General features: G+C 63.2%; 14 protein-coding genes, 1 tRNA gene and 1 pseudogene. 8 read left to right on the plus strand and 8 right to left on the minus strand.

Going from position 1 to position 12,875, the window contains the following annotated elements; translation table 11 throughout:
- Positions 1-410: 410 nt before the first annotated feature.
- From F3H41_RS08045 to F3H41_RS08055, 4 genes and pseudogenes are all read left to right on the plus strand, one after another.
- Entirely contained in the window at positions 411-1,223 is an 813-nt protein-coding gene (locus F3H41_RS08045; protein WP_149738027.1) for a glycosyltransferase family 2 protein, read from the plus strand.
- Positions 1,223-1,528: pseudogene (locus tag F3H41_RS21490) on the plus strand (lipid-A-disaccharide synthase N-terminal domain-containing protein); the annotation flags it as partial. The gene F3H41_RS08045 and the pseudogene F3H41_RS21490, both read left to right, overlap by 1 nt.
- A gap of 24 nt (positions 1,529-1,552) precedes the next feature.
- The gene (locus F3H41_RS08050) at positions 1,553-3,022 is read left to right on the plus strand and encodes a glycosyltransferase family 39 protein (protein WP_348532486.1); all 1,470 of its coding nucleotides are present in this window, start codon (positions 1,553-1,555) and stop codon (positions 3,020-3,022) included.
- A gap of 296 nt (positions 3,023-3,318) precedes the next feature.
- Positions 3,319-4,155 carry a phosphatase PAP2 family protein gene (locus tag F3H41_RS08055; RefSeq protein WP_188129370.1) on the plus strand — a complete coding sequence of 279 codons (837 nt, stop codon included), beginning with the start codon at positions 3,319-3,321 and terminating at the stop codon, positions 4,153-4,155.
- Between the two features lie 19 nt (positions 4,156-4,174).
- Here the strand turns inward: F3H41_RS08055 and F3H41_RS08060 are convergent, their stop codons facing one another.
- The 5 genes from F3H41_RS08060 to F3H41_RS21695 all read right to left on the minus strand — a co-directional run bounded on the left by F3H41_RS08060 (position 4,175) and on the right by F3H41_RS21695 (position 7,894).
- Positions 4,175-4,567, minus strand: coding sequence for a DUF5615 family PIN-like protein (locus F3H41_RS08060; protein ID WP_149738030.1), 393 nt, complete (start codon positions 4,565-4,567; stop codon positions 4,175-4,177).
- Positions 4,564-5,292, minus strand: coding sequence for a hypothetical protein (locus F3H41_RS08065; protein ID WP_188129371.1), 729 nt, complete (start codon positions 5,290-5,292; stop codon positions 4,564-4,566). Before F3H41_RS08065 ends, F3H41_RS08060 begins: the two co-directional genes overlap by 4 nt.
- A 147-nt stretch (positions 5,293-5,439) precedes the next feature.
- A tRNA-Met gene (locus F3H41_RS08070) sits at positions 5,440-5,516 on the minus strand.
- Positions 5,517-5,737: 221 nt separating this feature from the next.
- Positions 5,738-6,934: a tRNA 2-thiouridine(34) synthase MnmA gene (mnmA, locus tag F3H41_RS08075; RefSeq protein WP_149738031.1), complete on the minus strand. Its 1,197-nt coding sequence runs from the start codon at positions 6,932-6,934 to the stop codon at positions 5,738-5,740.
- A 234-nt stretch (positions 6,935-7,168) separates the two neighbouring features.
- Positions 7,169-7,894, minus strand: a complete 726-nt coding sequence (locus F3H41_RS21695; protein WP_188129372.1) for a LuxR C-terminal-related transcriptional regulator — start codon at positions 7,892-7,894, stop codon at positions 7,169-7,171.
- A 415-nt stretch (positions 7,895-8,309) separates the two neighbouring features.
- Between F3H41_RS21695 and F3H41_RS08085 the strand changes: the two genes are divergently transcribed.
- Both F3H41_RS08085 and F3H41_RS08090 read left to right on the plus strand, forming a co-directional pair.
- Positions 8,310-8,585, plus strand: a complete 276-nt coding sequence (locus F3H41_RS08085; protein ID WP_018327815.1) for a DUF1153 domain-containing protein — start codon at positions 8,310-8,312, stop codon at positions 8,583-8,585.
- 237 nt (positions 8,586-8,822) lie between these two features.
- Positions 8,823-9,104 (plus strand): GNAT family N-acetyltransferase, encoded by a 282-nt coding sequence (locus F3H41_RS08090; RefSeq protein WP_149738033.1) that lies wholly within the window; start codon positions 8,823-8,825, stop codon positions 9,102-9,104.
- 170 nt (positions 9,105-9,274) lie between these two features.
- Here the strand turns inward: F3H41_RS08090 and F3H41_RS08095 are convergent, their stop codons facing one another.
- A complete protein-coding gene (locus F3H41_RS08095) occupies positions 9,275-9,625 on the minus strand; it encodes a flagellar export protein FliJ (protein ID WP_149738034.1) in 351 nt (116 codons plus the stop codon).
- Between the two features lie 442 nt (positions 9,626-10,067).
- Between F3H41_RS08095 and ctrA the strand changes: the two genes are divergently transcribed.
- Positions 10,068-10,769: a cell cycle two-component system response regulator CtrA gene (ctrA, locus tag F3H41_RS08100; RefSeq protein WP_149738035.1), complete on the plus strand. Its 702-nt coding sequence runs from the start codon at positions 10,068-10,070 to the stop codon at positions 10,767-10,769.
- Positions 10,770-10,954: 185 nt separating this feature from the next.
- On the opposite strand, the gene F3H41_RS08105 is transcribed toward ctrA, so the two are convergent.
- Positions 10,955-11,317 carry a response regulator gene (locus tag F3H41_RS08105; RefSeq protein ID WP_149738036.1) on the minus strand — a complete coding sequence of 121 codons (363 nt, stop codon included), beginning with the start codon at positions 11,315-11,317 and terminating at the stop codon, positions 10,955-10,957.
- 96 nt (positions 11,318-11,413) lie between these two features.
- Positions 11,414-12,058 (minus strand): histidine phosphotransferase family protein, encoded by a 645-nt coding sequence (locus tag F3H41_RS08110; protein ID WP_188129373.1) that lies wholly within the window; start codon positions 12,056-12,058, stop codon positions 11,414-11,416.
- Between the two features lie 211 nt (positions 12,059-12,269).
- On the opposite strand from F3H41_RS08110, the gene F3H41_RS08115 reads away from it, so the two are divergent.
- Entirely contained in the window at positions 12,270-12,875 is a 606-nt protein-coding gene (locus F3H41_RS08115; RefSeq protein WP_149738038.1) for an EipA family protein, read from the plus strand.

Here is a 12,875-nt window from a genome sequence, read left to right on the forward strand (position 1 = left end):
AAGCCGCAGTCGGACCACAAGGTCCGGCGAGGGTTTTCGACACCGACCGGACGCCAAAAGCGACCGGCCTCGAAGGGATGGCCTGGAAATCGGTCACCGGAGGGCGTCGAAATCCTCGACCGATGCGAAACATCGCTCTGCGGTTTCTCCTGCCCGGATGTCCGTTTCCAGGCCATCGAATGGGTCATCATCCGTGATCTTTGGTATGAAACCAAAGATCGCCGCCGCTCTTGCCGGTCGCAACGGATGTCTACCCCATGGCAGGCGGGCCGGGAAGGCGCGGGCACCCGGAATGGTGGGAGCGATGAGGGGTCAGGTCTCGATGGACTCTCCTCGAAATCCTCACATCGTCATCAAGTCGTTGTGATCGCCGACGATAAGGGCCGAATATCCAAGAGGCCGGCCCGACCATGCTTCAAAACCTGCAGTTTCCCCAAACCGCCCCGCCACGGCTGTCCGTGGTCATCCCCGCCCGCAACGAGGCGGAGAACATTGTCGGCCTTGTCGAGGCGATCGATGCGGCCCTGCGGCCGGAAGGCCTCTTCGAGATCATTGTCGTGGACGATGCCTCCACCGATGACAGCCTGGCCCGCCTGGCAGCCCTGGCCGCGCGCATGCCGCATCTCGTCATTCTCGCCCACGACAGGCGGGGTGGCCAGAGCGCCGCCGTGCATAGCGGCACCCATGCGGCGCGTGCGCCGATCATCCTGACGCTCGACGGCGACGGCCAGAACCCGCCGGCCGAACTGCCGAAGCTGGCCGCTCCTCTCCTCAACGATCCCGCCGGCACGATCGGTCTTGTCGCCGGCCAGCGGGTCGGGCGGCAGGATACGCTGTCGAAGCGCCTCGCCTCGCGCCTTGCCAACGGCATCCGCGCCCGGGTGTTGTCCGACGGCACGCGCGACACGGGCTGCGGCCTCAAGGGCTTTCGCCGCGACGCCTTTCTGGCGCTTCCCTATTTCGATCACATGCACCGCTATCTGCCGGCACTCTTTGCGCGCGATGGCTGGCAGGTGGTGCATGTCGATGTCAGCCACCGTCCCCGCATCGCGGGCCGCTCCAACTATTCCAACCTGCAGCGCGGCCTTGTCGGCATTGTCGATCTCGCCGCTGTCGCCTGGCTGATCCGCCGGCGCAAGAAGGCACGCGGCCAGCCGATTGTCGTCGATCCCGCGCCTTTGCTGGCCCCCGCGCCGGCGAGCCGAGAGGAGCCGGCCCCGTGATGCAGACGCTGATGTCCTGGCTGCATGTCACCTCCCGCAGCGAACTCCTGTGGGTCGTCTTCGGCTTTGCGGCACAGCTGATGTTCACGGGACGCTTTCTCGTCCAGTGGCTGGCATCGGAAAAGGCACAGAAGTCGGTCATGCCGGTGGCCTTCTGGTACTTTTCCATGGCCGGCGGCACCATGCTCCTCGCCTACGCCATCAAGCGGGGCGATCCGGTCTTCATCTTCGGTCAGGCGCTTGGCGTCTTCATCTATGCGCGCAACCTGTGGCTCATTCATCGCGACCGGTTTCGCCGCCCCGCGACGCTCTCCTCCATGGCCGTTTCCATGACGGTGCCGACAGAGCGCGCCGGTGCCGGCTGGCTGCCGGCCGCCCTCGGCATCGTCGGCGCCATCACGCTGGTGCGCGTCCTCGTTCTTGCCATGGACGGGCGCGACCTCTTTGTGGACGAAGCGCAGTACTGGCTCTGGAGCCAGCATATGGAGCTCGGCTATTACTCCAAGCCCCCGCTGATAGCCTGGGCGATCGCCGCCTCCACGGCGCTTGGCGGCAGCGATGCGCCCTTCTGGGTTCGCCTGCCCGGCCCGCTCTGTCATGGCGTCACGGCGCTTCTTCTTGCCGCGCTTGCCGCTCGCCATGGCGGGCGAATGGCGGCGCTGCGGACAGCGCTTGCCTATGCCACCCTGCCGATGGTTGGGCTCGGCAGCCTTGTCATCTCCACCGATACGATCATGGCGCCCTTCTTCGCCGCCGCCCTGCTCTTCCATGACCGGCTGCTCAGCGAAGGCCGCGCCCGCGACGCGGTCCTGACCGGGCTGATGATCGGCCTTGCCTGCCTTGCCAAATATGCCGGGCTCTATGTGCTCCTCGGCATCGCAATGGCCGCCATTGCCGACCGACGCGCCCGCCCCACCGCCGTCAACGGCCTCCTGATCGCCGCCGCCCTGCTTCTTGTCCTCTCGCCCAATCTCGCCTGGAACGCCCTGAACCATGGCGAAACCCTCTCTCATACGGCCGACAATATCGGCTGGGTCCGTCAGGCCTCGCCCTTTGCCGGCTTCGGCCTCGATGGCCTTGCCGAGTTCCTCGCCAGCCAGTTCGGCGTCTTCGGTCCCGGCCTGATGGTCGCGCTCATCGTTTCCCTCCTCCGCGGTCTCGGCCGTAAGGGCGATGCGGCGCAGGCCGCAGCAATGGCCCCGCGCCAGTTCGTCTGGTTCGTCTGGCCCATCCTTGCCGTCGTGTCCGTACAGGCGCTGATGGACAAGGCCTATGCCAACTGGGCCGCCGGCGCCTATCTCGCCGGCACGCTGATTGCGCTGTCGGTTCTGGCCGCCTGGCCGCGCCTCAGAACCATCGCGATCGGCATCAATGCCGCCACCTGCCTCGTGCTTCTGGTGATGACGGCGCTGCCGACGGTCGGCGCGGCGGGCAATGTCTTCACCGCCCGCTATCTCGGCCGGGCTGCCATGAGCAAGACGCTGATGGATCTCGCCCGCCGCGAGGGGACCGCCGCCATCGTCTCCGACAACCGCGATATCCTGGCCGACCTGTTCTACACCGGCCGCAATGCCAGCGACCTTGCCTTCTACGCCCGCCCAAGCGGGGCCGGTGCAAGGAACCATTACGAGATGCGATACCCCCTGCCGCAGACTTTCGCGGGCGCCGTCCTGCTCGTCACCGAGCATCCCCCGGCCTGTGCCGGACGGCCTCTGGCCATCGACACGGCCGGCGGCGCCTATGCCCGCCGCACCATCGCCGCCTACCGGACCGATGCAGGCTGCGCCGGGCGCAAATGAAGCGCGAGGACGGACGGCGTTCAAGCAGAGCCGGAACATGATCCAGTGCCCCGGATGGGGTCCTCTCTCGAAACGGGCCGAAAGCAGGCCTCAGGACCGGCTTGCGTTCAGCCTGCTGTCAGCCAGCGGCGCGATGACACCATGGCGAAGACGGGAGAGACCGAAAGACGGTCGTTGCAGGCGCGGTGCGCACCGTGACGATCGGCCTTTGTCCAATCGTCATGCGCATTTCATCACCATGTCACCAAGTGACGTCAAACGTCACATTCTCGATTTCTGATATGACACGGCACCCCATGACCTTTCAGACACCGACCTTCGGCCCGCACCGCAATCCGCGCGCAACTATGGCAACCCCCACGCCCATCCTGACCTGCCTTGCGGTCACCACGTGCCTGTCGCTTCTGTTCATCGCGCTGCCATCACTGGATCGCACCGTCACCAGCCTGTTTTTCGTGGCCGGCCTCGGCTTTCCGGCCCGGAGCGTCCACATGCTGCAGCAGTTGCGCGCCGTCGGCCAGTACGTGCCCATGGCCTTTGCGATCGCGATGGTGCTGGGCACGATCATGAAGATCGCCTACCCGTCGCGGCCCAGCCTTTTCCCGCCGCGCTTCATGGTGTTCTTTGCCAGCCTCTATCTTCTCGGCCCCGGCCTGATCATCAACTGCATCCTGAAGCCCTTCTGGGATCGCCCGCGCCCGATCGACACGATCGATTTCGGCGGCCGCTTCACCTTCGTCGATGCCTGGAGCATGGGCGAGACGATCTTCTCCAACCGCTCCTTCGCCTCGGGTGAAGCCGCCGCCGTCGTCTGCCTCCTGCCGCTTGCGCTCTTCGTGCACCCGGCCTGGCGCCGCAGCGTCACCACGCTCCTCGTCACCTTCGCCATCGCCGTCAGCGCCAACCGCATCGTCTTCGGCGCCCACTTCCTCTCCGACGTCCTCATCGCCAGCGCCCTCATGGCCACCCTCACCGCCATCCTCTGGCACGCCTTCTTCGGCCGCAACGCCCCGACGGACGAGGATGTCGACCAGGCACTGAGCGCCATCGGGTTTGGCATTGCCGCGCGGGTGAAGGCTGTGGGGCGGCGCTTGTGGAATCTTGCCGGGATGATCAGAGGCGTGAGGGCGTAATTGACGCTCTGTCCGCCGATCAGATCTGCCTCACCCGCGTAGACGACATGGGAAGCTCAAAAGTTGCCCCACCCTGAACAAGGGCGGACTGGGTCTCGATAGTGGCCCACAGCGCAAGGATGCGCTCCATCTGCTTCAGCAATGGCGCCTTCTGTAAACCACTGGAAAGAAAGAAGCCGACGAGAAGCGACGCCCGGAAGGCGTTGTATTCAGCTTTGTTGCGCGTGATACGCCTGTCGCCTGAAATGACAACCCAGCGGCCGTCCCGGCTCAATTCGGCAATCCATTGAAGATCGGTCGTCCCCGGACCAAACCGGTCGCGAATATGAAGGATCTCGTGCTTTCCAGCAAAAAGAGCGCTCAGGGAGCGAGCCAGGGCGGGAGGAAGATTCTCGTCAATCAGGACCTTCAAGCCGCTCTCTTTAGGTCATTTTCGAAGTCGACCGCGTCGCGAAGAACGGCAGGTGGAACGTCAAAGATACGAGCCGCCTCTTCGACCGAGCCTTCCGCCACAACGGCGTCTGCCAGTACGACGGTCGGAACACCAAATTCGGTTGCGATCGGCTGCCCAAAGGAACGGCGCGGATCAATGACGATCGATTGTTTTCCATGATGCGGCCGCCAGCGGACGACGGCCTCGCCCTCGATATCGAGATCCTTGAAGGTGCGCTCCACGATATCTTTGAAGACGAATTGCTTTTTCTTCAAATCCAGCAGCGTGGATACCGGCATTTTGTCGGCATTCTGCTCAACGCTATCAAGGAAAATGGTGCGCCCGTCTGTCCGAAACTTTCGCGTCGAAAACGGGCGCTCATCGCGCGCGCATTCACAGGCGTAAGCAAGGCAGTTCCGTATCGCTTGCAGTCCGACGCCCGCATCGAGAAAAGCTTTCACGAAACGAAGTTCGATCAGGTCGCGAAAACCGATCTCAAGATGCCCCTCCTCGATCCCCGCATGCTCACTGCGCCAAAGCGGCGGCATGGTGATGGGCTTACCCGCGTTGCTGTAAGTGTAACCACCAAGCCAGCGCCTAAGATTACGCGGCTTCATTCGCAAGAGACGCGCAGCCTCGGGAGCAGTGTAGGATCCCACACCGATTGTATCGGAAACCAAATCTCGAGCCTGGGCATTCACCATAAACGCGAGCCTACCTGTAAATCAGACGTTCGCAAGAGCTTAATGCTCGCATCGCAACGCGTTTAATATGACCCGGAAGACCACAATTGCTATCAGCCAAATGCAATGCATCGAGCAAGGGTCGCATCAAAAAAATAATCAGCGGAATGGTAGCGGAGGAGGGATTCGAACCCCCGACACAAGGATTATGATTCCTCTGCTCTAACCTACTGAGCTACTCCGCCGGGCGGTCACGGGAAAAGCCGTGCCAGCGGGGCGGTGTATAGGTCGGCGGATTGGCTGGTGTCAACATCGCGGCGACACTTTTTTGAGGATCGGCTGACGCTTCCTGCGCCGCCGGGAAGACAGCCGATTCGCCGGCCAGGCGACATGGTCGCGCACAGCCGGCCGAATGCACCGGAAACGCCCCGGAATGGGCGCTGCAGCGCGCGCCGCGCGGCGATGGTCAGGCGGCTGCCGGTTGGGCGAGGATGGCCTTCAGGGCGTCCTCCGCGCCCTTCTCGCGCTCGGAGCGGCGGATGAAGCCGCCGCCATAGACGCGGGCGTCTTCGCCGATGCCGGAATAGAGGACGCAGGCCTGGCCGGCCGCGATTCCCGCCTCGCCCTCGGCGAGCTCCACATAGAGGCCTTCGCCATCGCGCGCCAGCACGGCCGGGGCCGGCTGGCGGGTGGAGCGTACCTTGGCGAAACAGGGAAAGCCACCGGCCGCCGCATCGTCGATCGTGCCGTCGCCCAGCCAGTTGATGTCGCGCAGATAGACACGGCGCGTTTCCAGCGCCTCCTTCGGCCCGACGATCACCCGGCGCGAGCGCGCATCGAGATAGACGACATAGAGCGGCTCGCCCGTGGCGATGCCGATGCCGCGCCGCTGGCCGATCGTGTAGTGCAAGATGCCCTCGTGCCGGCCAAGCACGCGCCCGTCGAGATGCACGATCTCGCCGGAGAGCGAGGCATCCGGCTTCAGCTTGGCGACGATGTCGCTGTACTTGCCCTGCGGCACGAAGCAGATGTCCTGGCTGTCGGCCTTGGCAGCGACGACGAGGCCCATCTCGTCGGCGAGCGCGCGCGTTTCGGCCTTGGTCAGGTGCCCCAGCGGAAAGCGCAGGTAATCCACCTGCTCCTGCGTGGTGGCGAAGAGGAAATAGCTTTGGTCGCGCTCGGCATCGGCAGGGCGATAGAGTGCGCGGCGCCCCGGTACGGCGCTGTCCGGGCTCGGCCGCGAGCGGATATAATGGCCGGTCGCCAGCGCGTCGGCACCGAGATCGCGCGCGGTCGCCAGAAGATCGGCAAACTTGACCGTCTGGTTGCAGGCAATGCAGGGCACCGGGGTTTCGCCGGCCACATAGCTTTCGGCGAAGGGATTGATCACCTGCTCGCGGAAGCGCTGCTCGTAGTCGAGCACGTAATGGGGAATGCCGAGCGTTTCGCACACGCGCCGGGCATCGTCGATGTCCTGGCCCGCGCAGCACGAGCCGGCCCGGTGCACCGCGGCACCGTGGTCATAAAGCTGCAGCGTGATGCCGAGCACGTCATAGCCCTCGCGCTTCAGCAGGCCGGCGACGACGGAGGAATCGACACCCCCGGACATGGCGACGACGACGCGCGTGTCCTCGGGCTTCCGGTCGAAATCGAGACTGTTCACGGCGTTGTTCCGCTTCCTTCGCCGCCCGGCTGATCGTCTCAGGCACGGCGGGCTTGAACCTTCAAAATGGGCGAGAGGCGCAGATCCGCGCCATCACCGACCGGCCGGTCGGCACCGAAGGCCGAAAGGCACCGCGCCGGCTCCGGGGTCCGCCCGCGGCAGTCCCCTCGCCCATATAGAAAGTTGCGCGGCGGCGGACAAGCCCGCAGCCGCGCAACGCCCGCCCCCGCAGGATCAGAGAAGCTTGAGCCGGATGGCCCGGGCAATGGCCTGCATCCGGTTGACGGCGCCGAGCTTGCGCGTTGCCGTCTTGAAATAGCTGGAGACCGTGTAGGCGGAAATGCCGAGGATGATGGCGATTTCATCGCTGCTCTTGCCCGCCGCCGCCCAGCGCAGACATTCGACCTCGCGCATCGACAGGCGCTCCGTCGCGGTCACACGGCTTGCCATGGCGCGCTCGTAGCGGTCCATGATCTGCAACAGCGAGAAATAGAGCCGCGGCACCTCATCGGCATCCGGCAGCGCGCGGCTTCCGGCAAGGGTCAGCACCACGCCCTGCTCGTCGCCCGTCAGCATCATCACGGCGAAGATCGAGACCATGCCAAGGCCGGTAAAGGCGGCGTGCAGGCCGTGATCCTGCCGCCGGTCGGCCGACAGCATGAGGGCAATGTCGCCATAGACAGGCAGGCGCGTCTGCCGCACGCGATCGACGAGGAGACTTGCCGCAAACACGTCGGCCTGATCGTACTGGCGCACCAGATCGGCCGGCCAGTTGGACAGGATCAGACGATCCTGGAACCGCTGCACGTCGCTGGAAGGCGGACGCGCGACCATGAAATGCGAAAAACCCGCATCCGTCGTCATCTGACGCAGGAGCCGGAGGATTTCGTAGTCCGTCTGGACCGCGCCCTTGCCGTCGCCCGCCACCGGTGAAGTGCTCCCCGACAACGGGGGCAGCATGTCATTTTTCATAGCCCAACCCAACATCCGGCGCGAAGGCCGGCAAATGCAATTTGTTTCCTGCCCTCGAGAATCCGCACAGACACGAAGCCTCGCAAATATCCCGCGTCCTTTTGCCAATGAAGCGCAGGATATCGTCAGTAGCATCGCCGACCAGATGAGACCCTGGCACAGCATCGCCGCCTGACGGCACCGGGATGTAAGGCAGCTCGCCCATTTTCCGTTTTGCGTTTCATAGCATCATCTTTGCACCGCTCCCATTCCGTAGGATTGGGGAGGTAAATGCCTTGCAAAGCAACAAACTCCTCGGCAGCGACCGGTTGCAACCGGCAGAAGCCGCTTATTCGTTTAGGCAAATGTTAAAGGTGGGGCCCTAGAGTGGCGCCAATGGTCTTGTGTGTATGTAGAGAGTCCAATGACCGAAATGATTAGACCCCGCGTAAAGTATGTCATCGGCCCCGATGGCAGCCCCCTGACGATTGCCGATCTACCGCCGGCCAATACACGGCGCTGGGTGATCCGTCGAAAGGCTGAAGTCGTCGCCGCTGTCCGCGGGGGCCTCCTGAGCCTGGAAGAAGCGTGCGAACGCTACACGCTGACCGTGGAAGAGTTTCTGTCCTGGCAGTCCTCCATCAACGATCACGGCCTTGCAGGCCTGCGCACGACCCGCATCCAGCAGTATCGCCACTGACGACGACAGCCAGCGACTGCTCCGCCCGGACCGGCGATCGCGCCGCGCCCGGACATGCGCGCAGGTGAGCTGAAGGCGCTGACCATTCGCCTCCCGCCCTCACCTGCCCGCGTCCCTCGGCCGCCTTTCCCCTCCTCCCCTGCCTGCATTCGCGTCTCCGTGACAGGCCGTAACCTTGGCACATCCCCGCGCCGGACCTACATTCCCCTCATGGCCACGACCAGGGAGATTGGCGCGATGGAAATCCTGACAAGCGAAGAGGGCGCCCACGGGCGCTACAGCGTGACGGTCGATGGCCACGAGGCCGCGATGACCTATTCGCGCACCTCACCCGAACTCATCATCATCGATCACACCGCCGTTCCCGATGCGCTGCGCGGCAAGGGTGTCGGCCAGGCGCTTGCCGAACATGCGGTGCATGCCGCTCGCGCCGGTGGCTGGAAAATCATGCCGCTCTGCCCCTTCATGCGTGCGCAGATGCAGCGCCATGCCGATTGGCAGGATGTGGCCAAGAGCTAGATCTGACCGGGCGAGATGCGACGAGGGCGGCTGATACCCCCGCCCCCGCAAGACGGCGCCTTCGGCGCAAATCCAGCGCAAACGCAGGCATCCACCGCACGGATCCGGTCGGGTCCGTGCGGTGGATGCCTTTGAAAGGCGCCCGCTTCAGCGATCAGTCGGCCGGGCGCTCACGCGCGCAGACGAACCGAGCTGTCGCGCTCTTCGAGGGCCGCAGCCTTCTGGAATTCGGCCTTGACCTCTTCCAGGGCGATTTCGGCCGCGTCCTGCTGCACCTTCAACTCGCGGATCGACACCTGCAGATTGTCGGCACGCTGGCGCGCCGCCTTTGCAAAGGTCGGATAGGCGAAATGAGAGGGATCGGAAATGCCCGACTTCTTCTCTTCGATGGCGATCTGGCTTTCCAGATCCTTCGCCATCCGTTCGAACTCGGCCATCATCATCTGAAGCTGGTTCAGCTGACGCTGCTTTTCCTTGACCTGAAATTCCTTCAGGCGCGTAAGGCTCTCACGTGACTTCATACGCAATACTCCGTGGATAGCGAGACCCCGGTTTCTAGAAGCCGTGCCGGAATTCATCCCCGCGCGGACCCTTAACGATTTTTTTCCACCGGCCTTAATCAAATCCTACCGGCGGTAACCTTTCGTTTACGGGCATCGTTAATCATAGGGGTGATGATTTAAGGCTCAGTAAATCACGGACCGAATTTATCGGGGGCGTCGATTTGATGAGTCGGCTGAATCACTTAATCGCATCTGCTCACGTCGAACATGAAGGTCGGCAATTCGGATTCCTGTTTGTTTTCAGAGGACTGCGAAAAAAAATTAACATTCTCGATACACCTTGCCAGAGGGAATCAGAATTTGTTAACCATTTCGTGGCAGCCTCCAAATCAGGACATAACTGGATCCGTATCGCGTTGTGGGCGAGCTCGACCTTGCGGCGGCGGAATAGGGGATAATTATGCGGGTTCTACTGATCGAAGACGATAGCGCGACGGCACAGAGCATCGAACTGATGCTGAAGTCGGAGAGCTTCAACGTCTACACCACCGATCTGGGTGAGGAAGGCGTCGATCTCGGGAAGCTCTATGATTACGACATCATCCTTCTCGATCTCAATCTTCCGGATATGTCGGGCTACGAGGTGCTGCGCACGCTGCGTCTTTCCAAGGTGAAGACGCCAATCCTCATCCTCTCCGGCATGGCCGGCATCGAGGACAAGGTTCGCGGCCTCGGCTTCGGCGCCGACGATTACATGACGAAGCCCTTCCACAAGGACGAGCTGGTGGCCCGCATCCACGCGATCGTTCGCCGGTCCAAGGGTCACGCCCAGTCGGTCATCGCCACGGGCGATCTCGTGGTGAACCTTGATGCCAAGACCGTCGAAGTCGGCGGCCAGCGCGTTCACCTGACGGGCAAGGAATACCAGATGCTCGAGCTGCTCTCGCTGCGCAAGGGCACGACGCTCACCAAGGAAATGTTCCTCAACCACCTCTATGGCGGCATGGACGAACCCGAACTGAAGATCATCGACGTCTTCATCTGCAAGCTGCGCAAGAAGCTGGCCAACGCCGCCGGCGGTGCCAACTACATCGAAACCGTCTGGGGCCGCGGCTATGTGCTGCGCGAGCCCGACAGCAACGAATATCAGGAAACGGCCTGATCATTTTGCCGCGTTCCTCGCGCGCGGCCAAGGCCATCCCACCGAGACTGAACGCGCACCCGCCGGAAACGGCGGGTTTTGCGTTTTCGGGGACACGCCACCCGCCTTGCCTGACCTGAACGCACGACGGAAAAGGCGCCGCATTTCGGCTGCGGCGCCTTTCGAAAAGTCGGGAGGGATTGAAATCAGGCCGCGATCGCCTGGCTGGCAAAAACGCTGGTCAGGATCTTGCGATCGAAGGGCTTGAGAAGGAAGTCGTCCGCCCCGGCACGCTTGCCGGCCATCATCTTCTTCAGATCGGCCTCGATGACGCAGTAATAGATCTTCACGCTTTTGCCGCCTTCCATGAGGCGGACATTGGCGATCAGGTCGAGCGCGCCTTCGAGCGCGGCATCGACGATGAGAATATCCGGCATTTCGGCTTCGCAGCGCGCCAGAGCTTCAAGACCGCTCTGCGATTCGGCGACCAGGAAACCGATCCCGGTCAGAATGCGCCTGCCCACCTTGCGAACCACATCCGATTCATCAGCAATCATCAACCGTCGCATACGCACTCCTTCTCCATCCGCAGGTCTGCGAAGGGACTGTTACAGGAATTCAGCATACTGCCGGTTTGACAAACAAAGCGTTACCAGACGCGCAAATCACGCTGCCATCTTGGCAGTGAAGACGATCGCCTCGCCGGTGGAGACGACGTCGATCTCCATACCGGCCTCTTCGGCCAAAAGCACGGTGTAATAGGGCTGGATCGAGTGGGCATCGATGGCTTCTTCCACCGTGCCGGTCAGAAGTTCCACCAGCTTCGGCGGCACGCGCATCATCTTGCCGGTCGCCGTCAGCGTGAAATGCGCCGCGTTCTCAGGATCTTCGAGCGCCACGGCAATCTGGCCGCCGCGCGGGATCGCGCCATAGGCAATGAGGAAGAGGTTCAGCAAGAGCTTGACCCGGTTCTTGGCGACGATGGCGCGCGGACCGGTCCAGATGACCTCGGTCTTCTTTTCGGCGCCGGCGAAATCCTTGGCCGCCTTTTCCGCTTCGCCCGTATCGATGGAGGCGCCGACGGACCCCGAAGCGCCGAAGGCAAGCCGGGCGAATTTCAGCCGCGCAGAGGCGTTCGTGGCGCTGGCCTTGATGAGTTCCATGGCCTCGACATCCGCGCCGCCTTCTTCCAGAAGCTCCAGCCCGTTGTTGATGGCCCCGACCGGCGAAATGATATCATGGCATACGCGGCTGCACAGCAGCGATGCGAGATCCGGGCCGGTCAGCGTCAGGTTGGCATTCTTCATCATCATCATGTCCTCGATTGGAGCTGCGCATCGGCGCCCGGCCACCCGGTCCGCGATGGCCCTTGCGGGCTCAGGCGGGCGCGGCACAACAGGATTCCCGTCCCGGAACCCTACGCTTTCAGCAGTCATAATGACACCACATTTGGTAAACCGATTGTTAAGACGATGGGTTCAAAGTGCGCGAAATGACGCGAACCGCCCCATGGAGGAAACGATGCGCGCCCTTTCAAACGTCCTGAGGACGGCCACCCCTGTCATCGCCCTTGTGATCGGGGCGACACTCGCAATCCTTGGCCTGACGCTTGCGCCCGCCGCCGCCCAGAGCCGCAGCAGTGGCACCCAGTATTCGATGCAGGAAATCGTCGATGCCGGCCACGGCTTCTTCGGCTCCACCTCCGGCGGCCTCGCCAAGGTCGTGGAGCGCGCCTTCCAGCAGTATGGCCTGCCGAACGGCTATATTCTCGGCCAGGAAGGCTCCGGAGCCTTCGTCGCGGGCCTCACCTATGGCGAAGGACAGCTCTACACCAAGAACGCCGGCCAGCACGATGTCTACTGGCAGGGCCCCTCCCTCGGCCTCGACGTGGGCGGACAGGGCAGCCGCGCCATGATGCTCGTCTACAACCTGCCGAGCGTGCCGGCCCTCTACAAGCGCTTCGGCGGCGTCAACGGCTCGGCCTATGTGGTCGCCGGTGTCGGCATGACGGTGCTGACCGACGACAACATCGTCGTCGTGCCGATCCGCACCGGCATAGGCGCCCGCCTTGGGGTCAGCGTCGGCTACTTGAAGCTGACCCAGCAGCCGACCTGGAATCCCTTCTGA

The organism is Rhizobium sp. RU20A, from assembly GCF_900155885.1.
Classification (GTDB): Bacteria; Pseudomonadota; Alphaproteobacteria; order Rhizobiales; family Rhizobiaceae; genus RU20A.